At 39.4% G+C, this 20,395-nt stretch carries 16 protein-coding genes; 7 read left to right on the plus strand and 9 right to left on the minus strand.

The features are described from left to right. Positions 1 to 7: 7 nt before the first annotated feature. Positions 8 to 682: a response regulator transcription factor gene (locus M2419_RS18020; protein WP_153844416.1), complete on the minus strand. Its 675-nt coding sequence runs from the start codon at positions 680 to 682 to the stop codon at positions 8 to 10. Positions 683 to 803: 121 nt separating this feature from the next. Then, complete coding sequence (locus M2419_RS18025) at positions 804 to 2,240, minus strand: cell wall metabolism sensor histidine kinase WalK (protein WP_153844417.1); 1,437 nt, start codon at positions 2,238 to 2,240, stop codon at positions 804 to 806. A 119-nt stretch (positions 2,241 to 2,359) separates the two neighbouring features. Here M2419_RS18025 and M2419_RS18030 point away from each other — a divergent pair, with 119 nt between their 5' ends. Next, on the plus strand, positions 2,360 to 3,727 hold the full coding sequence (locus M2419_RS18030; protein WP_153844418.1) for a DUF4270 family protein: 1,368 nt from the start codon (positions 2,360 to 2,362) through the stop codon (positions 3,725 to 3,727). 3 nt (positions 3,728 to 3,730) lie between these two features. Then, positions 3,731 to 4,753: a kelch repeat-containing protein gene (locus M2419_RS18035; protein WP_153844419.1), complete on the plus strand. Its 1,023-nt coding sequence runs from the start codon at positions 3,731 to 3,733 to the stop codon at positions 4,751 to 4,753. Positions 4,754 to 5,231: 478 nt separating this feature from the next. On the opposite strand, the gene M2419_RS18040 is transcribed toward M2419_RS18035, so the two are convergent. Genes M2419_RS18040 through dnaG form a run of 3 tightly spaced genes read right to left on the minus strand, consistent with a single transcriptional unit; the run spans position 5,232 to position 8,659 of the window. Then, positions 5,232 to 6,260, minus strand: coding sequence for a glutaminyl-peptide cyclotransferase (locus M2419_RS18040; protein ID WP_153844420.1), 1,029 nt, complete (start codon positions 6,258 to 6,260; stop codon positions 5,232 to 5,234). A 30-nt stretch (positions 6,261 to 6,290) separates the two neighbouring features. Beyond that, positions 6,291 to 6,647, minus strand: a complete 357-nt coding sequence (locus tag M2419_RS18045; RefSeq protein ID WP_145330336.1) for a YraN family protein — start codon at positions 6,645 to 6,647, stop codon at positions 6,291 to 6,293. Between the two features lie 8 nt (positions 6,648 to 6,655). Further along, positions 6,656 to 8,659 (minus strand): DNA primase, encoded by a 2,004-nt coding sequence (gene dnaG, locus M2419_RS18050; protein ID WP_153844421.1) that lies wholly within the window; start codon positions 8,657 to 8,659, stop codon positions 6,656 to 6,658. Positions 8,660 to 8,885: 226 nt separating this feature from the next. On the opposite strand from dnaG, the gene M2419_RS18055 reads away from it, so the two are divergent. Further along, entirely contained in the window at positions 8,886 to 10,271 is a 1,386-nt protein-coding gene (locus tag M2419_RS18055) for a nucleotide sugar dehydrogenase (RefSeq protein WP_153844422.1), read from the plus strand. A gap of 140 nt (positions 10,272 to 10,411) precedes the next feature. Here the strand turns inward: M2419_RS18055 and M2419_RS18060 are convergent, their stop codons facing one another. Together M2419_RS18060 and M2419_RS18065 are read right to left on the minus strand one after the other, a co-directional pair. Continuing rightward, entirely contained in the window at positions 10,412 to 10,603 is a 192-nt protein-coding gene (locus tag M2419_RS18060; RefSeq protein WP_228280105.1) for a hypothetical protein, read from the minus strand. A gap of 256 nt (positions 10,604 to 10,859) precedes the next feature. Beyond that, positions 10,860 to 12,971 carry a M3 family metallopeptidase gene (locus M2419_RS18065; protein ID WP_153844423.1) on the minus strand — a complete coding sequence of 704 codons (2,112 nt, stop codon included), beginning with the start codon at positions 12,969 to 12,971 and terminating at the stop codon, positions 10,860 to 10,862. A 172-nt stretch (positions 12,972 to 13,143) separates the two neighbouring features. On the opposite strand from M2419_RS18065, the gene M2419_RS18070 reads away from it, so the two are divergent. Then, positions 13,144 to 14,220: a DUF4407 domain-containing protein gene (locus M2419_RS18070; protein ID WP_120335147.1), complete on the plus strand. Its 1,077-nt coding sequence runs from the start codon at positions 13,144 to 13,146 to the stop codon at positions 14,218 to 14,220. Between the two features lie 90 nt (positions 14,221 to 14,310). Here M2419_RS18070 and rmuC read toward each other — a convergent pair whose 3' ends face one another. Then, complete coding sequence (rmuC, locus tag M2419_RS18075) at positions 14,311 to 15,633, minus strand: DNA recombination protein RmuC (RefSeq protein ID WP_153844424.1); 1,323 nt, start codon at positions 15,631 to 15,633, stop codon at positions 14,311 to 14,313. Positions 15,634 to 15,836: 203 nt separating this feature from the next. Beyond that, on the minus strand, positions 15,837 to 17,024 hold the full coding sequence (locus tag M2419_RS18080) for a formimidoylglutamase (protein WP_153844425.1): 1,188 nt from the start codon (positions 17,022 to 17,024) through the stop codon (positions 15,837 to 15,839). Between the two features lie 191 nt (positions 17,025 to 17,215). Here M2419_RS18080 and M2419_RS18085 point away from each other — a divergent pair, with 191 nt between their 5' ends. The 3 genes from M2419_RS18085 to M2419_RS18095 all read left to right on the plus strand — a co-directional run bounded on the left by M2419_RS18085 (position 17,216) and on the right by M2419_RS18095 (position 20,311). After that, positions 17,216 to 18,187: an NAD-dependent epimerase/dehydratase family protein gene (locus M2419_RS18085; protein WP_182330627.1), complete on the plus strand. Its 972-nt coding sequence runs from the start codon at positions 17,216 to 17,218 to the stop codon at positions 18,185 to 18,187. 109 nt (positions 18,188 to 18,296) lie between these two features. Beyond that, on the plus strand, positions 18,297 to 19,589 hold the full coding sequence (locus M2419_RS18090) for an HAD-IB family phosphatase (protein WP_075994534.1): 1,293 nt from the start codon (positions 18,297 to 18,299) through the stop codon (positions 19,587 to 19,589). Between the two features lie 53 nt (positions 19,590 to 19,642). Further along, entirely contained in the window at positions 19,643 to 20,311 is a 669-nt protein-coding gene (locus M2419_RS18095; protein WP_227550069.1) for a hypothetical protein, read from the plus strand. The last annotated feature ends 84 nt before the right edge of the window (positions 20,312 to 20,395 follow it).

Below are 20,395 nucleotides of genomic sequence, written 5' to 3' on the forward strand. Positions count from 1 at the left end.
ACACGTCTCAATCGACGGTAAGCATATACCCTACCCCTCTGACATTGATAATCTTGATCCGATCATCCTGACTGAGGTATTTCCGTATACGGCTGATAAACACATCCAAACTTCTTCCTGTAAAATATTTATCATGGCTCCAATAGGCACGCATGATATCCTCGCGTGGGATGACCTTATCTTTTTGTTCGTATAACTTCCGCAGCAGTTCACTTTCCCGGAAAGACAGCTTAAGCACCTCACCTTGATAAGTTAATTGATGTTTTAAGCTATCGAGGCTATAGTCGCCTATCATCAGCTTTTGGCCGAACAACATCTTGGGACTATTTTTCAATAGGGACTCTATCCGCACAACCAATTCTTCAATCTTAAACGGTTTTTTAACATAATCGTCCCCGCCCAAACGAAATCCCCTCACAACATCCTCTGTCTGCACTTTGGCTGTCAAGAAGATAATGGGCACCTGCGTATCTGATTCGCGTATTTTTGTTACCAATGTAAAGCCATCCATGACGGGCATCATGACATCGACGACCAAAATATCCGGCCGAGCCGCTGTAAATGCTCCCAAGGCTTCGTGACCATTACTGCAATGGGTAACATGAAATCCATTAGCTTCCAAGCTATCGGCAACGATCATTCCGAGACTTGGCTCGTCTTCTACATATAAAATTTCAATCATAGCGTTGTCATTCAATCAAAATATATTTCGGCCTTGTTTCAAAGACATCTTTAGGATAAATTAGCCCAATTACTGCCCGATAAACAGCCCTATTTCTGCTCAGAAAAATAAATAATGCTGTCTATTTATACGGTAATCGGATACTGAAGGTACTTCCTTTTTCCAGCTCACTATCGACGGTAATCTTGCCATCGTGCCTTTTTACCACCTGCTTGACATAAGCAAGCCCCAAACCAAAACCCTTGACATCGTGCAGATTACCGGAGGGAACCCGAAAGAACATATCAAAAATCTGAGTATGGTATTCCGCGGAAATCCCTTTGCCATTATCTGTAATACGAATATGGACATTTTCCTTGGTTTCCTTCACTTCCACCTCAATATAAACCTGCTGTCCAGCGTATTTTATTGCATTTTCCAGCAAATTATTGATCACATTTTTTAAATGGGCTTCGTCGCCATTGATCCTTATCTCACTTGGAACAGCAATAAGCTTAAAGTCCACTTGCTTAGTTTTATTCAGCTGAGCAACTTCAATGGCTCCCTTCACCATGGCGACAAGATCAAAGTCAGTACGTTGCAAAACAATGCCCCTTGATGCATCGATATCCATTTGAAGCACTTTTTCAATCATATTGGACAGATGCTCCAGTTCCTTTTTGGAGATATTCAGATAGCGATTCATCTTTTCCCTGTCATCCTGTACACCATACAACTGTATAGCTTCTATGGCTGCCATGACAGTAGATACCGGCGTTTTGAGTTCATGTGTCATGTTATCGACGAAGTTCTTACGCAGCTCGGCCATCTTATTTTGGTTGAGAATGGTTTTCATCAAATAGAAGAATGTCCCGAGCAGCAGTCCAATCAAGAGCAGTGAGATTAACAGCTGCCAGCTTAAGCTATACAGCAGATACTTCCAATCCTCCTGAAACTTGATCACAAGAAATTCATTTTTTAATGGGTTGACCATCATGGGTCTCGTCCAAGCAAGATTTGCTTCGCGGTACTTGCGTCGCACATCTTTGATTTGATCGTGCGGAATGGTGACAATAGCCATTTCAAATGGCACTGATATGCTCTTATTGTTCAGGGATTCTTTAAACTTTCTTTCGATTAAATCCAGATTAGCTTTGTTCATCTCAAAGTCCCGGAACAGAAAGGGCGGGATAATTGCGCCTTGCCCTTCTCGGTCTTTGGGAAACATTTTCTCTCGTCTATCGTGGCTATTACGATCAAAACGCTCATTTTTAGGCCGTTCGGCATTTACACGTTGTAAAGCCTTATCCAATTCAGCAGCGGGCACTAAGACCGAAAGCTCTCGTTTTACATCTTGGAGGAGTCGATTCCGATCAGCCTCCGGGCCATCTAACTGCCGATCACCATTGCGCGTTTGGTATGCCTCTTGAACAGCATTAAAGAGCGAACGCTCAGCGGTAGAAAGAAACAGGTCGCGACGATTTGTATAACTTCCATAAAGCCAAATTCCCAGTACTACAGTAATTCCTGCCCCTATTAAAACGATCAAACTGATCAGTAATTTAAATCTTCTACCCATAACTAAAACAAATTTAAATTACTAGATTTGCAATCGCTGTGGTAATTAACCATATTTAACAAAATATAACACTGATTAACAGTTGGCATTGATTACTTTTGCACTATTCAAAAATTAATATGATTAAAGACTTTAAGAGACGTAGTATTCAACTTTTACTTCCGCTTTTTACATTGGCCGCTTTCGTTGGTTGTAATAAAGACATTTCGCTCTCATTGGATAGTTCAAGAGATGAAACAATCGGTTTAGTACCAATTGATACGGTTTCCGCCAAAGTTTCGACTTATCAATTGGACGATATTCCGACTTCCTCTACTGGAACAATGCTTGTCGGAAAGAATAGCAATGCTGTTACGGGTAGTATGAAGTCTACGGCTTATATGCGCCTCGGAGTAGGAACGATAAGCAATGCTTCTATACCTGATGATGCGGTACTGGATTCTGTGACCTTGGTATTAACGCCAAATAAATACTCTTACGGTGATACAACGAAAGTACAAAAGATATCGGTACACCGTGTTACGGAAGAAATCACGCAAACGCAGATTGATTTAACCAAACCGGTTGATGAACGTCCTGTTTTTGTCACTTCTGCAGCAATCTTCAGTAAACAAAAGTTTGCCTATGAAAATACGCCATTGGCAGAACTTTCCTTTAAACCACGTATACAATCAGCAGATTCATTATTCTTTAGGTTCAACAGTACCATTAGCAATGAGCTATTTACGATGATCAAAAATAATGACAACCGGATTCAGAACAGCACAAGCTTCCAAGAGTATTTCAAAGGATTGGCACTTGTTCCTGACAATAGCAATACTGCAGTTATCGGATTCAAGGACACTGTATTTTTACAAGTGCACTATTCATTCCTGAATAATGAAGGGACGAAATCTGTTGGCAAACAATATTTTTCCATTGACAACAAGGCTTACCAGTACAATCAAATTGAAGCAGATCGCTCTGCAACAAAGTTTGCGCCGATGAGCTTAAAAAATCCTCAAATTTCGAGTCAACAAACTGATGGAAATGTGTTTTTAGAGGGTTCAACGGGTGTTGTAGCAAAAATTGAGTTTCCAACGTTATTAGAATTGGTGAATAATCCATCAATTGCAATTAATAAGGCGGAACTTGTCATTGAAGTCCCTAACGGAGCTTCCAGTATTTTTGATCAGCCGCAAAGTTTAGTCTTAATGGTGGCAAGTAATAATGGAAATCCGATTAGTTTGGTAACTTCACCTTATTCGACAACAACACAACAAGCAACATTAGTGCGTGGAAATGATTTTGGTTCGAATGGAACATATACATTCAATCTTATTGAATATTTAACAAAAATTAAAACAACAGCATACAATAATACTTCATTATATCTATCTTTACCGACATCGGGTTTGTTTTCAACTGGAAATAGATTAATATTGGCAAAAGATAATGAGAATGATCCGAAAATTAAATTAAACATCCTTTATACTAAATTTCAATAATTTATGAACAAGAAAAATTGGCTACTCGTTTTATTAGCTTTTGTATTTACAGTTACAACTTTCTCTTCTTGTAAAAAAAGTGACGACAGCTCAACCAAATCAGACGAATGGTTTGCAAAAGCTGCTTTTAAAGGCCCACAAACTTCATCTGCTGCTAGCTTTTTGATAAATAATGTTGCATATGTCACTACTGGTCTAGCAAGTAATGCTGGTGGTAAGCCTTTCCGTGTGAAAGATACGTATGCGTATGATGCAGCATCAGATACTTGGGCTGAAAAAGCGCCTTTCACAGGTGTTGAGAGAAACGGTGCCATCGGTTTTTCCATTGGTAATATCGGTTATGTTGGTGGTGGAAATGACGGAACAAACAACCTAACAGATTTCTACAAATTTGACCCTACGGCTAACAGCGGAAAAGGTGCTTGGTCAAGCATTGCTCCACTTCCTATTGCTTTATCAAATGCGGTAGCTTTTACTTTAAATGGCGCTGCTTATGTTGGAACAGGTGAAACTGTCGTTAGCGGTGGAACAACAAATACAAATGAGTTCTACAAATATGATCCAGCTGCTAATACTTGGCAAGCAATTAGTGATGCTCCTTTTTCAGCGAAAAGAAAAGCAGCTTTCTCTTTTGTTGTCAATAATGTAGCCTATGTAGGTGGTGGTATCTCTAACGGTTCTTACCCAAAAGATTTCTATAAATTTGATGGTAGCAAATGGACTAAATTGAACGATCTAAACAGAGCAGATGATTCATATACTTACGATTTGACTCGTTCAAATGCTTCTGCATTCGCAATCAATGGTACTCCATTCGTTGTTGGTGGTTACAAAAATGCTGTTATCAACAGCACTTGGAAATATAATATTTCTGGTGATTACTGGACGAATGATAACGGCGCTTTCGCTGGTTCAGCACGCCAAGATGCTGTTGGTTTCGCTGTAGGAAACAACGGTTACATCACTACTGGACTTAATGGTTCATCTCGTTTTGACGATACTTGGATGTTTACTCCGATTTATTAATCGAAATAAAATCAATATAAAAAAAGGGATGAAGTTTCAAACTTCATCCCTTTTTTTTGCTTCAAATATTTTGTTTCTATTGGTTAAAAAGGATTTCTAGGTCTCTTTTATGGCTGTCCGCTATAGCGAAATCAGTCATCAATATAGCATACATCCAGCTGCTATTTACTAATATAGGGCAACTCTCTTGTTCTTCATTAATTGAGGTGCACCTGACGAGAGATCTGCTCGTCATAATATTTCATTCTCTCCATGCAGTTTTAAAAGCTTCCGATACAGTTTTAAAAGCGATCTCTCTCAGCCCGGTGCGTCATTATAAAAAAGATGGAATTGAAAGCCTCACACGATAACATCCATACTTCAAAGAAGAATGGGGGCAATAAAAAAACCTTGTCAGATAATTCTGACAAGGTTTCCATTTTATGCGAACTTGCAATACTTTCGACCTCACGAAGAAAGGTTAAGATCTGAAGTTCATTTATTTTTCAACTGTCTTGATTTCAAATAATGTATTCCATAACTTCCCTGTTATAAAGAGACGCTTTCCGGCTTGGTCGTAAGCAATTCCATTCAGTTCATTGTCATATGCGGAAGTATGCTCATAGATACCTACAAGATTAATCCGTCCTTCTACCGCTCCTGTTTGAGGGTTGATTATAACAATAACATCTTTTTGATAGACATTTGCGTAGACTTTGCCGCCTATATATTCCAGTTCATTAAGTTCATCCACTGGCCCAGCTTCATCGTAAACTCCGATAGCGTTTAGCTCCTTACCGGTCGTTGCATCTAAAAAGAACAATTTATTGGATCCATCAGACTTTATCAAATGCTGCCCGTCGTAGGTCAAGCCCCACCCCTCTTTGCTATTTTCATATTTAAAGGAACTTTCCTTTACAAACGAGTTTTTATCAAAGACATATCCTTCTCCCTGTTGCCACGTTAACATAAATAACTTATTACCTACCAATGTCATTCCTTCGGCAAAAGTCTTTTCATCAAATTTGATTTCCTTGAGTACTTTACCTGTTTTTAGGTCGACCTTTCTCAAGTTTGACTCACCATAACGGCCATTAGATTCGTAGAGAATGCCATCAGCAAACTGTAGCCCTTGTGTAAAAGCAGTCGTATCGTGCGGGTATTTGTTGACAACCTCAAAACCATAGTTCTTCGCATTTTCAGGTACAACATAAAATGTACTTGAAACAGAATCGGGTTTTCCAGCATTGTATACCAAGGCGGAAATATTACGTGTACCGTAGGCCATATCTTTGGTATCGATTGTAATTGCCGTAGTGTCAGTTGAGGACCCCACATGTTTATCATCAACAAAATAAGCCACAGAGTCCATTGATACTGATTCAAATTTCAATTTCAACTGGACTTGAGCTCCTTTTAAAACAGCTTGATTTGCTCCAGGAGATGCAAATTCCAAACTTGATTTTTTTGACTTACAAGAAGCAAAAGCTAGCGCTGCAATTGCCATAAAATAAGTGATTTTTCTCATCTATGTATAATTATTTATAAGTACGTATCCTTAACTATCCCAAAACGCATCTTTGATATGGTTGAGTACTGTTTTGGGAGATCTTGTTATTGCGACAACATCAAATCTGACTTCACCGACATAACCTGTTTTAAGAATATAAGCCTGTGCTGCACGAATCAGTAATCGCTGTTTTTTGCGATCTACAAATTCGTAGGGTTCACCGAAATCCGTTCCCGACCGTGTTTTTACTTCAACGAATACCAAGGTATCCCTGTCCACGACAATCAAATCTACTTCTAAATTCTTAAATCGCCAATTTCTTAACACTATTTTATAGCCTTGCTCCACGAGGTATTCCATGGCCATTTGCTCACCCCATTCGCCCGTTTCAAGATGCTTGGCCATATCAAGTATTACTTAACAATCGTATTTCCCAGAAAGCCTCCCAAGAGCCGTTCAGCTTCTTTAAGTTTCTGATATTTAAAAATAAGGACTTCTAGGTTTGCCACATCTTGTTCATGTTTCATTTCTTCACGAATATGATGCATTTCTGCCTCAATCTTACGTTTCTTAATCCGATAAATTGCTGTAACAACAAGTTGTTTTAAATGCTCGTATTCCTGCGTTACATAAATTTTACGCTTATCGTCATTCCAATTTTCGCTGAGCGAATATTTACTGGCAACACTATTAATCGCCAAATCGGATATTGTTGTATCCGAATTCGAATAAAACTGCTTAGCATCTGGAATTTCGTAATTTTCTGCAGCATCTCTATAGACTTTTAAAATATAAGCCGCAGCTTTATCCTTAAATTCGATGTCGCCGATATTCCCTAGTAGCAGTCCTGCAACGGGAATATCCCCGTCACCTTCCCAGGTTGCCAGATAATCCCCATAGTTGATTAAAATACGGACAATCTCCCGTTCCTGAAGAATTTCCGAAGTCAGTTGTACCGGTTGTTCGACATTCTCCATAGGAGCTACTCCCCCTCTTTCATCGTCTGTCATGAAGAAATCCGGAGGTGGACCGTCCATCCCAAAAGGTGGCATCCCTGCATTTGGAGGAGGGCTCTGTGGTTTACGAGCAGCATCCTTATCTGCCTTCTTTGCTCTATTGAGCCTAATCTTGTTGAGTTCAGCCAATAAAATGCGCTCTTCGATATCCAAAAGGCTGCTACATTCCCGGATAAAAACAGAAACCTTAATTTCATCGGGAATCAATGCAATACTTTCGACGACATCACGGATTACCGAAGCCCTTTTTATTGGATCGTTATTGGCATCGCGAAGCAGGATATTCGTTTTGTAGAAAATAAAGTCCTGCTGATTGGATTTGACATAATCTTTAAAAGCTGTGGCACCAAACTTTTGCACGTAAGAGTCGGGGTCATTACCGTCGGGAAAAAGCAGCACTTTAACGTTTAAGCCTTCTTCGAGCAGCATATCTGTACCGCGTAGGGAGGCTTTGATCCCTGCTTCATCCCCATCATAAAGTATGGTCACATTCTTTGTGAATCGGGAAATAAGCTTGATCTGACCTGTTGTCAAAGACGTTCCCGAGGAGGAAACAACATTTTCGACTCCAGCTTGATGTACCGAAAGAACATCGGCATAGCCCTCTACCAAGTAGCAATTATCCTCTTCCATAATTGCCTTTTTGGCAAAATTCAATCCATACAGCACATCGGATTTATGGTAGATTTCGCTCTCGGGAGAGTTTACATATTTGGCGACCTTTTTATCCGTCTTTAGTGTCCGACCACCAAAGCCAATAACACGCCCTGTCAGGTTATGAATCGGAAACATGACCCGGCCACGGAAACGATCATATAAAGATTTATCATCACGTTCAATAGCCAAACCACTCGCGGCCAAATAATCTGGGTGAAAACCCGCTACCTGTGCTTTATCGACCAATGCAGTCCATTCCTCCGGCGAATAACCCAATTCAAATTTTTTGATGATATCCTCCCGGTAGCCACGCTCCTTGAAATAGTTGAGTCCGATGACCTGGCCCATTTCAGTTTTCCAGAGTTGTTCAGCAAAGAATTTACTGGCCCAAGCACTTAGGACATATAGACTTTCCCGTTTATCCTGCGCAGCAAGCTGGGCTGGAGAACGCTCGATTTCTTCAATTTGAATCGAATATTTATCGGCTAAATAACGGATGGCTTCCGGATAAGAGAACTTTTCCAGTTCCATGACGAATTTAAGGGAATCTCCACCAACACCACAACCAAAACACTTATAGATACCCTTTGACACAGAAACGTGGAAGGAAGGCGTCTTTTCATGGTGAAAAGGACAATTTCCAATCAGAGAAGTTCCCCGTTTCTTTAAATCAACGAAGTCTCCCACCACCTCTTCTATCCGTGCTGTTTCCAGTACCTTATCAATAACTTCCTGCTTTATCAAACCGTTTCTTTTTTAATGTAAAATTAGAATAAATCTTTTGCATCTCCACTACGAAATGGCTTCTTTAATGGCATTGCAGAAGGGCAATGAAACAAATAGAAGGAAAAACAATGGATGAGCCAGTTCGTCTAAATAAATTGTTTTGATATACTGTGCTTTGTATTGCATATCAAAAGCAATTTATCTAAGTTTGTTCTTCAATTTATAGCTGATTAAGATAATCAAAATGAGCAAAACAATCAAGAAAATATGCTGTATCGGTGCTGGTTATGTCGGTGGACCTACCATGTCAGTTGTTGCAAAGCAATGTCCACACATTGAGATTACGATCGTCGACGTCAATGCCGCCCGTATCGCGGCTTGGAATGATGAGAATCTAGACAACCTTCCTGTATACGAACCTGGCTTACAAGAGATTGTTGCAGAAGCGCGTAATCGTAATTTGTTTTTCTCAACCGATATCGAAAAAGCTATCGACGAGGCCGACATGATTTTTATTTCGGTCAATACACCGACTAAGAATTACGGAAAAGGCAAGGGAATGGCTGCAGACTTAAAGTATATTGAACTTTGTGCACGGCAGATCGCAGCGGTTGCCAAAAACGATAAAATTGTTGTTGAAAAATCGACTTTACCCGTCCGCACTGCGGCAGCTTTAAAAAGTATCCTTGATAACACGGGTAATGGTGTTAATTTCCATATTCTTTCCAACCCTGAATTTTTGGCTGAAGGCACAGCAATACAGGATTTAATCAATCCAGACCGTGTGCTTATAGGCGGAGAGAATGATGAAGCTATCGCCGCATTGGTCGACATCTATGCACATTGGGTAAGTCGCGACAAGATTCTCACAACGAACCTTTGGTCATCTGAACTTTCAAAACTAACCGCAAATGCCTTTTTAGCACAACGTGTCTCCTCCATTAACTCCATCTCGGCACTATGCGAGAAAACAGGGGCAAACGTAGATGAAGTTTCCAAGGCGATTGGTATGGATTCCAGGATTGGATCCAAATTTCTGAAAGCTTCTGTAGGTTTTGGTGGCTCTTGTTTTCAAAAAGATATCCTCAATCTGGTTTATATCGCACGAAGTTACGGTCTCACAGAGGTTGCCGAGTATTGGGATCAAGTGATTTTGATGAATGATTATCAAAAACAGCGATTTGCGGACAACATTATCCAAACATTGTATAATACTGTATCGGGCAAAAAGATTGCGTTCTTAGGCTGGGCATTCAAAAAAGACACCAATGATACACGTGAATCTGCAGCGATCTATGTTGCAGATTATCTATTGAGTGAACAAGCTGAAATCACGGTCTATGACCCCAAAGTATCTGCTGAACGTATCTATGCCGACCTCGATTATCTGAATACGCGCTCTTCGGAAGAAAACCGAGCTTTGGTAAAGGTTGTCAATACCGCCTATGAGGCTTGCAATGATGCACATGCAATTGCAGTATTGACTGAATGGGATGAATTTAAACGTTATGACTGGGCCAAAATTAAGGAGCACATGAAAAAGCCTGCATTTGTGTTCGATGGCCGTAAACTATTGAACCGTAAGGAACTTGAAGACCTTGATTTTAAATATTACGCGATAGGCGAGTAATCAATATATAGATAAAAAGAACCCTCACCATATAGTCGCATAAGTGTATGCAACTTATAACTGAGGGTTTTGTTTGTGCCTGTTGTCAACGCGTAAGGAAAGAGAGATGAAACACAAGCGATGCAACAGGACTTTTTATCTTAATTATTCAGCATTCCATAAAACTCATTCATGTAATAAGATTCTTGGAGTGCATCCCTGAAATTCTGCCATTGTTCTTCATCAAATGAAAATACGATATCTGGATAAGGTGTTTTCATAATCAACCGAAATTCACCATCTGGAAATGTGCTAAAAAAGAGCTCATCACCATTACTTTTCGTAATATTCAAGAAATCGAAGAATTTATTCCTCGTAAATGTCAGTACAAAACTTTGTTGCCAGATATAATATGTTTGACACTTATGGCAAACACTAATATGGGTATCTCCTCGTTGGCTTAGAATTTTTGTGTCACACATACTACCTGCATTTATTTAGACTCATTATAAATAATATTCAAATGTAAGAATAGTTTTTAGAATAACAAGTACCTGAACAAAAAAAAGGCGATATATTTCTATATCGCCTTTTTTTGATTGGAGAGCATTAGTTCAAACCTCTCTTTTTCAATAGATATTTTGGATCTGGATCTGCACCTCTAAATGTACGGTACATTTTAGCGGGATCATCAGTACCTCCTTTTTCAAGGATATTTTTACGGAAAGAATCCGCTGTCACTTGATCGTACAATGATTTTTCCTTGAAAGCTGCGAAGGCATCTGAATCCAATACTTCAGACCAGATATAGGCATAATAACCTGCAGAATACCCTCCAGCGAAGATATGTTGAAAATATGTACTTCTATAGCGCGGAATAATAGCGTCAATAATACCTATTTTTTTCATTGCTGTTTTTTCAAAGCCATTAATGTCTTTTGAAATTTCTTTTGTGGTAGCATGATAATCCATGTCTAACAACGCGGCAGAAAGGTATTCAACGGTTGCAAATCCTTGATCAAAGGTACCGGCCTTTTCCATTTTCTGAATCAATGAATCTGGCATTGCTTCTTTGGTCTTATAATGCTTAGCATATGTTCTTAACACCTCTGGATCCGCTGCCCAATTTTCCATCACTTGTGAAGGTAGTTCAACAAAGTCACGTGGTACAGAAGTTCCCGCCATTGAACGGTATCTTACATTGGAAAGAAGACCATGCAAAGCATGTCCAAACTCATGGAACAAGGTAGTCGCTTCATCAAATGTCAACAAGGCAGGATTTTTCCCCACTGGTTTTGTGAAATTGCATACGATGGAAATTACTGGAGCAACACGTTTGCCATCTTTTGTTGACTGGTTACGGTAAGAAGTCATCCAGGCACCCCCTCGTTTTGACTCACGCGGGAAGAAATCGGCATATAGCAGACCTAAATGTGAACCGTCTTTGTCTTTAACTTCATACACTTCCACATCTTTATGGTAAGTTGGGACATTGTTTAAGGCAACAAATGTCAAACCATATAATTTATTGGCTACAGCAAACGCTCCTTCACGAACTGCAGGAAGGCTCAAATAAGGTTTAATTTCGTCCTCGTTCAACGCGAAGCGTTTTTTGCGAATAATTTCTGTATAATATCTCCAATCGTAAGGGGCCACAGCAAAATTACCTCCTTCAGCCTTAATTTCCTTTGCTATATCTGCTTCTTCACCTTTTGCTTTAGCGAGTGCTGGAGTCCAAAGTTTATTTAATAGTGCATAGACATTGGTCGGATTCTTCGCCATTGATTCCTCTAGTACATAGGCCGCATGTGAAGAATAACCCAATAATTTTGCTTTTTGAAGACGGAGATTAACAATTTTTTGAATGATCGCCTTATTATCGTTGGTGTTATCTTGATTACCGCGTAGCTGATATGCCTCCCAAAGTTGCTTTCTCAATTCACGATTTTTTGCATATTGAAGAAAGGGCATAATGGAAGGATTCTGTAAGGTAAACACCCACTTATCCTTCTTTCCTTTTGCTACGGCTTCTTCAGCTGCTGCTGTTTTCAACGATTCTGGCAAGCCTTCCAATTGGCTAGCAGAATCAACTACCAGTGTATAAGCATTGGTTTCAGCAAGCAAATTTTGTCCGAATTGCGTTGTTAATGTTGAAAGCTCAGCATTAATTTTTTTCATTTTTTCCTTATCAGCATCCTTTAAATTCGCTCCGGAACGTACAAAACTTTTATAGGTTTCTTCCAATAGTTTATTGTCCTGTTCGTCTAATCCAAGTGTATTTCGGCTGCTCCAAACTGTTTTGATACGGTCAAATAGTTTGGTATTCATCGAAATTTCATCAGAATGACTCGATAAGATGGGGGCCAAATCTTTTGCTATCGCCTGAATACTGTCATTTGTATTGGCACTATTTAGATTATAAAATACAGTAGATACATTACTCAATAATCCACCTGCATTTTCTAGGGCGACTATCGTATTTTGAAATGTTGCTTTATCCGAATTGTTGACTATCGTGTCAATTTCCAAATTGTGTACTTTTATCGCTTCATCAAAAGCTGGCCTAAAATGCTCTGTTTTGATCTTGTCAAAAGGAGGTACATTAAATGGGGTTTCGTAAGCCAATAAAAGAGGATTATCTGTCATCACTTTTTTTTCCTCACAACCAACAAATGCAGTTGCCACTATCGCAAAGAATGGCAAAAGTTGTCTTTTCTTCATATTATCTGATTATTCCTGATTTTTTTTTTCAAAGATAATAAAATTAGGCAAATGGTAGGCCTCGTTAAGGAGGTGTGCAAAGGAACCTGAAAACAGTCATCGTATTGTAAAACAAAAACTTATTCATAAACCTTGTTAAAAATAATCTGTCAATTTGGGTAAAAATATTTTAATGAGCGATATTAACCGTTTCTTTTGGAGATGTGCGGGGGTACATCAAGAAACTCTTGAAAAATATCCGGAAGAACATAGTAAGTACACAGCCATAGGTGCTACTATTTTTTTTACGGGATTGTTTGCCAGCCTTTCGGGGGGCTATGCCATGTATTTCGTATTTAGTGGTGGAGCATTTGACTGGCTTTTGGCCATTGTATTTGGCATCATTTGGGGTTTAGCGATATTCAATATGGATCGCTATATTGTACTTAGTATAAATAAATCAAAAAGTGGCCTTATGCAGCTTCTGCAGGCTCTTCCACGAATTTTATTGGCAATTTTGATTGGTTTGGTTATCTCTAGGCCATTGGAGTTAAAAATCTTCGATAAAGAGATTCGAGAAAATCTCCGTGTACGTTTTCTCGCAGATCAACGCGCTAAAATCGACACGCTCAACAGTACTTTCAATAAGAAATATGCCAATGAGGTTTCGCTTTTAAAAGCGATTACGGTCGAACGTGATTCATTGGAAGCCAGTATTAAAAATGATCGTACAAAATTGAATTACGAGATATTCGGGAACAAAACAACTGAAACATCTGGTGTCATGGGATATGGCCCTTATGCCAAAATGAAAGAAGAAGAGCTGAAGAAAAAAGAGGGTTATTTGGACACTTTACGGAACAAGATAACGACCCAACAAAACGCAATACGTCAGAAACAGAAATTTGAAGGGATATTGGACCAAAAAGTCTTATCCAACGCTTCTTTGGACAGCGCCGTCAATGTCGCTGGTTTTGCAGACCGTAATTCTGCGCTGGGCAATCTAAGGTACGATGCCAATGGAAAGGTCAACGAATCCAATGCAAATGCTGTGTTTTTTATTGCGCTGCTTTTTGTCTTCCTCGAATGTCTTCCGGTAATCGTCAAGCTCTTGGCAGGAAAGGATCCTTATGACAACGAAGTCCAAAACCAAAGGACTATTCATGATTACGAATCAGACACCAATGTCACTGTTCAAAAAGAAGCTGTAGATCGTTTAAAGGATACGTATGTGGATGTTTCGATCAATAAACGGATGAAAGAGCTTTAGTAGAACCTCTAGCATAAGTTAGCAGAGCAGGCTTTGCTTTGCACGGTTAAAAATTATAAACGGGCTTACCTTTCGGCAAGCCCGTTTTTGTTAATCTTCCTCATCTAAAAATTTGGAATCGATCTGTTTATTTGCTTTGGCTCCTAAACGTTTTAATTTCTCCACTTTTCCAATAACGTTCCCAGCGCCTGTAGAGAGTTTTTTAGTTGCATCTTCATGGCTTTTTAATGCGCGCTCCAACTGATTTTGCACCTGTTCCATATCGTTCAGAAAGCTCACAAATTTATCGTACAAACTCCCTGCTTCCTTGGCGATTTCAATCACATTGCGTGTCTGGCGCTCTTGTTTCCATATACTGGCGATGGTACGCAATGTCGCCAACAATGTCGAAGGGCTAACGATTACAACCTTACGATCCCAGGCATCGCTGAATAGATCTGGTTTTTCAGCGACGGACATACTCAATGCAGATTCAATCGGCATAAACAGCAGGACAAACTCCGGGGATTCGATACCATATAACTCGTGATAGTTTTTTGCGGAGAGTTCTTTCACGTGATTTTCCACAGACTGTACGTGTTGTTTTGCGAATATTGCGCGGTCCTCGTCCGTCTCAGCATTGACCCAACGTTCGTAGGCAATCAGCGAAACTTTTGAATCCACAATTAGATGTTTATCTTCAGGGAGGTCGATAATAGCATCGGGCTGCATTCTTCTTCCTTCGGCATCCATAAGAGAGACCTGCAATCTAAATTCGCGATCGCGCATAAGTCCCGAACGCTCCAAAACCCGCTCTAAAATTACCTCGCCCCAATTGCCCTGCTTTTTGGTATCCCCTTTTAATGCCTTGGTTAAGCTATTGGCTTCGTCTTTAATTTTAAGGCTCTGTTCGACCAGCTGAAGGACAACTCCCTTTAAAGAATTTCTTTCCGCCGCCTCTTGATTGTAATTTTTATCGACTTTCTCTTCAAACAATTTGATTTTTTCCTTCAATGGATCCAAGATCAAGCCCAGGGAACGGTGATTGGTCTCTGTAAACTTTTGTGTCTTCTCCTCCAATATTTTACTGGCAATGACCTGAAACTCATTGTTGAATTGTCGTTTAATCTCGGCGATTTCATTCTTCTGTTCCTGAAATTTATCGAGCTGCGCCTCATAAAAAGAACGTGTACTCTCTAAAGACCGCTCTGCGACCAGAAGATTCTCCCGTTCCTTATCCAATTCATTTTTTAGCATAAGACGTTCTTCCAGCAAACTTTGTTCCCGCTGTTGCGATCTAGCGAGCTCAATTTTTAGTGTTTCAACCTCTTTATTGTACACAGGACCGGCACTGGTATCGGTATTCTTTTTTAGTACCAATATGATCAAAATGACCAATAACAATACGATTCCCGCAAAGAAAAATATTTCCATGATTTGTATTTTCTGAAGATGGTGTATGCTTACCTGAGCAGGTCTATTTTGCCATCACTGCATTTAATTAAACCTATAACGTCTCAAACTTAATGGATCGACAGGACTAAAAACAGATAACTCCAATCTGTAATCAGTTTGCACGATGTATTACACACTTCTCTATGGTAAGGCGTAATACCAATGTCCCTCTTAGAGGTACATTATTGTAACTTTTGGTGTGTTTTCCACCATAGATCAGGCATTTCACCTGAAACAGCCAATTGGTAGTCTTCATAACGGCAAGGCACGAGGTAATAGCGTTCATTGACTGATTTAGATCCAAAATAAGGCACTTGAATCCACCAGCGGTCTGATTTTTTACTTTTCACAAAGACCAATTCATGTTCTTCATTTTCCAGTGTCGTGCGATAAATGATATAAGATGATTTGGGGTACAGTGGCGTATCTTGTTTGCGGTTATAGTAACCATCAATAAAGCACCAGATCATTTGGGAGACCAACATAGCCGTCTGCTCCATTGGATCAAATGTTGGATTGAATTCATAAAAACCGATGGAAGAACATTTATCCGACATCCCGGCATAGCGGGCGAGTTGACAAGCTTCATCGCCAAATAAGCCATTGGGCATTGCATTGGCATTTCCAGGTGCTTCAGAGGCGCGAATGGCTCCAATATCAAAACTAATTAAATCTGCTGCTCGGATCAAAGGCTCTGATTGGTCCATTTTACCGGCAATCATACCGACTCGAGTTGCATTAAAAAATAGTTTATCATACATATTGATAGACTCTTTACTTACGAGATAGGTTTGATAGGCTATGGCATTTAAATTGAATAAATAGTCTGGCTGATGCAAGATAATATGGTTCACATAAGATCGGGAATTCAGGCTTACATTTTCGGCATTTTCCTCATCAAGGTCAAAACGGGAATCTATAATCGCCAGCTCTATCTTTCGTTCTAAATTTTGATATCCTAAATATTGTGCATAAGTGAGATCCTGCCCACCGCCAATGATAATCGGAAGAATATTTTCTTTGACCAGTTCCTCTACGACAGATTTTAAAGCGATATAGGTATCTTGAATTGTATTACCTGCTTTGATATTTCCCAAATCAACGATATTCATCTTATAATCGCCCTGATATAGCGCATAGAGATGTTTTCGTACAGCATCCGGCGCTTTATCCGTTCCATTATTATTCATGGATGCACGATCTTCCTCCACACCGACAATAGCCAATTGAGGCTGTTTATCCGCTTCCCAGCTCGGAAAATCTGTTTCATAGGCTTGAATAACGTTTCCTAGTTGAGAACTCAAGAACCCATGCTCAGGAGCAAAACCTGTAATTGAAATCGGGCTAAAGAATACGGACAGTGATGACATAAGCTATAATTTGTAAAATCTCCTATTTGTTCTGAAAACGACTGTTTTAATTGGACTGAAAGAAGCTACCTCGGCTTTCATGGCGTTTGAGACCTGCGAAAGCATGAAGGTTTTTTCAGGATGCAATTCACACAAATATCCATTTATTAACTAACTTTTGAAAACATTATTTTTAACAGTATCTTTATCAAGTGATATTAATAACTGGAGGAACAGGTTTTTTAGGGTCTACACTAATCAGACAGTTGATAGACCAAGGAATTGACGTCATTGCCATCAAAAGAGCTCAATCGACTATTCCGACCTCGTTGTTATCTTCTTCGTTGGTTCAATGGATCGATGCTGATATCAACAATTATTTTGAATTAGAAGATGCTCTTGAAGGGGTTACTAAAGTGTTCCATTGTGCAGCATTGGTTTCCTACCAAAAGAAAGACACTAAAGCGCTCTTTAAAGTGAATGTGGAAGGAACGACAAATGTGGTCAATCTTTGCCTTGAAAAGGGCATTCGCCTGCTCCATGTCAGCTCGATCGCAGCTTTAGGGACAAATAGAGACAACCTGCCGGTATCCGAAAAAGACCATTGGGAACACAATTCACTGACATCCAACTATTCGTTATCAAAATATCAGGCGGAGATGGAGGTGTGGCGTGGCATTACCGAAGGTTTAAGTGCAGTTATTGTTAACCCCTCAGTAATTTTAGGTGCTTCGGCAAACGGAAAAGGCTCTGGAGCTATTTTTTCGATGATCAATAAAGGTCTACGATTTTACCCGAAAGGAAGTGTCGGCGTTGTTGACGTAGAGGATGTTGCTGCGATCATGATTCAATTGATGGAAAGAGATGATATTAGTGCTGAGCGCTATATCATCAATCATCTCAATATAAGCAACAAGGATTTGTTGAGCGTGGCAAGTGTATTAATGAACAGGCCTGAACCGACAATCGAAGTTTCCGAGACCTTACTCCAAATTGCCTCTACTGTTTCCAGTATGCTTTCCGTATTTAAAAAATCGGATACGACATTGACAAAAGAAACAGCTGCGGCTTCAAGTGCCAAATTGCAGTATTCCAACGCTAAAATTCAAGAACTCCTAAACCACAGTTATCGGCCTTTGGAACAAACGCTAAAGGAAATTGCAGATTTATATAACAAACAGTAAAACTATAACATAACAAACAACCGAACCTTGAAACCATCGGAAACCTACCGATATCGGAGATCAGCAATCAGCGCTATTGCTCACGATCGTTTCATAAAAAAATAACAAGATGAAAAACTATTACATCATTGATTTTGATAGTACATTTACACAAGTAGAGGCACTTGATGAACTTGCACGAATCTCCCTTGAGGACCATCCGGATCGCGAATCTATTTATCACGAAATTGAGCGGTACACCAATCTTGCCATGGAGGGTAAACTATCTTTCCGTGAAGCTTTGGCTGGTCGCGTAAAACTCTTAAATGCCAATAAATCTCATCTGGATAAACTTGTTTCACATCTTAAGAAAAAGGTTTCAACCTCTTTTTCCCGAAATCGTGAATTCTTCAAGAAACACGCCGACACAGCATGGATTGTTTCAGGAGGTTTTAAGGAGTTTATTACTCCTGTTGTTACACCCTATCATATCAAGACTGAAAATATCTATGCCAATACATTCAGATTTGATGAAGAAGGTAATATCATCGGTTTTGATGAAGAGAATCCATTATCAAATGAAGGTGGAAAAGTGCAATTATTAAAACAATTAAATATTGAAGGAAGACTATTTGGCATTGGTGACGGTTATTCAGATTTTCAACTGAAAGAATCGGGATTAATTGAAAAATTCTTTGCATTTACAGAGAATATCCAACGTAAAAGTGTCACTGAGAAAGCAGACTTCATCACACCTAGTTTTGATGAGTTCTTATATGTAAATGATCTGCCCCGTGCAATATCCTATCCTAAAAACCGTATCCTTTGTTTGATTGTGGGCGACGTACCAGAAATAGCGGCTCATATCTTAAAAAGAGACGGTTTTTCTATCCGTACAAAAGATACCTTCGAAGAAAAGTATGTGAAAGATGTAGGGATGCTTCTATTGGGGGACAATATCGATATCAGTGATGAGCAACTCCAACATGCTGACAAATTAAAAACGATCGGATATTTGGGTGATATCAGAGGGCATATCAATAAGGATATCTGCAATGCTAAAGGTATTGTCGTTTTCGATGATAAGAAAAATAAAAAGAAAAATTCCGAGTTTATACCTCGGCGGATGGCCGATTTTATCAACAATGGTGATACTTATTTAAGTCGCAACTTCCCAAATCTGATTTTACCAAAAGTAAAACAGGTAACGAGATTACTGCATATCCACCAAAACGTTCCCGGAATTATGGCGCAGATCAATAAGGTCTATGCCCAAAATAACATCAATATTGTTGCCCAATTTCTAATGACCAAAAGTGACATTGGCTATGCGGTAACCGATATACAAGGTGAATATGATAAAGATCTATTGAAACAACTCAAACAGATCGACAATACAATTAAGTTCAGAATATTGTATTAATAGCAAGCGCCGGTAAATATGGGCGGCAGCTATTGCTGCTTAAATTCCGGCTTATGAAACGAGAAATTTATTCAGGCACACTTTCAGTGTGCCTGACTTTTCGCTCAACAACTCTTTTTACACTAAAAACACAGATTATGTCCTTACATCAAGATGCCGAATTAAAGAAAGCTGTCCTTGACCTACCGCAGAAGGAAAAAGACAAACTCCTTGTACGCCTGATAAGCAAGGACAAAATGCTGATCAAGCAATTGCATTTCCAATTACTGGAGAATGCGGATGATTTAGAGGAACGTATTGAAAAACTAAGAAAGCAACTGGCACAATTGTTCGATATTGGTTTAAGTCAAATTGGCAATACGCCACAACACATTCATTTTATTGGACTTAGCAAACTGGTAAAACAGGCAAGCGGCTTAGTGAATGAACACGAAAAAGTCACCAAGGACAAAATCAGTGAAGTAGAATTTAGATGCTATATCCTGAAGAGAACCATTGCTGATTACGACAGGCTTTTCGACTCCTCTTATCAGTCTGCCGCCCACAAATTGCATAAATATATAACAGGGCGTATAAAACATGCGGTGGGTAAATACAGTAAACTTCATGAGGACTTTCAGTTTGACTACAGGGAAGATTTTCAAAATACACTGGATGCTTTTGGTAATACAACACTTAAAAGCTATATTAGTGAACAGAAGATTGACCTCGACCTAAATTAGTCATGAGAAATAGCAAAAACCGCGTTAAAATTGGATCCTTTCATGTTACAGCTTACGAGCAATATAAATTAATTTACTTGGCCA

The organism is Sphingobacterium sp. BIGb0116 (assembly GCF_024808035.1).
Taxonomy (GTDB): Bacteria; Bacteroidota; Bacteroidia; order Sphingobacteriales; family Sphingobacteriaceae; genus Sphingobacterium; species Sphingobacterium paramultivorum.

Coding starts and splice junctions, on each gene's coding strand:
- M2419_RS18055 (WP_153844422.1), top strand. CDS start 8,886: ATGAGCAAAACAATCAAGAAAATATGCTGTATCGGTGCTGGTTATGTC.
- M2419_RS18045 (WP_145330336.1), bottom strand. CDS start 6,647: ATGGCCAAGCATCTTGAAACGGGCGAATGGGGTGAGCAAATGGCCATG.
- M2419_RS18025 (WP_153844417.1), bottom strand. CDS start 2,240: ATGGGTAGAAGATTTAAATTACTGATCAGTTTGATCGTTTTAATAGGG.
- M2419_RS18065 (WP_153844423.1), bottom strand. CDS start 12,971: ATGAAGAAAAGACAACTTTTGCCATTCTTTGCGATAGTGGCAACTGCA.
- M2419_RS18070 (WP_120335147.1), top strand. CDS start 13,144: ATGAGCGATATTAACCGTTTCTTTTGGAGATGTGCGGGGGTACATCAA.
- M2419_RS18080 (WP_153844425.1), bottom strand. CDS start 17,024: ATGTCATCACTGTCCGTATTCTTTAGCCCGATTTCAATTACAGGTTTT.
- M2419_RS18090 (WP_075994534.1), top strand. CDS start 18,297: ATGAAAAACTATTACATCATTGATTTTGATAGTACATTTACACAAGTA.
- M2419_RS18095 (WP_227550069.1), top strand. CDS start 19,643: ATGAAACGAGAAATTTATTCAGGCACACTTTCAGTGTGCCTGACTTTT.
- M2419_RS18040 (WP_153844420.1), bottom strand. CDS start 6,260: ATGAGAAAAATCACTTATTTTATGGCAATTGCAGCGCTAGCTTTTGCT.
- M2419_RS18020 (WP_153844416.1), bottom strand. CDS start 682: ATGATTGAAATTTTATATGTAGAAGACGAGCCAAGTCTCGGAATGATC.
- rmuC (WP_153844424.1), bottom strand. CDS start 15,633: ATGGAAATATTTTTCTTTGCGGGAATCGTATTGTTATTGGTCATTTTG.
- M2419_RS18035 (WP_153844419.1), top strand. CDS start 3,731: ATGAACAAGAAAAATTGGCTACTCGTTTTATTAGCTTTTGTATTTACA.
- M2419_RS18030 (WP_153844418.1), top strand. CDS start 2,360: ATGATTAAAGACTTTAAGAGACGTAGTATTCAACTTTTACTTCCGCTT.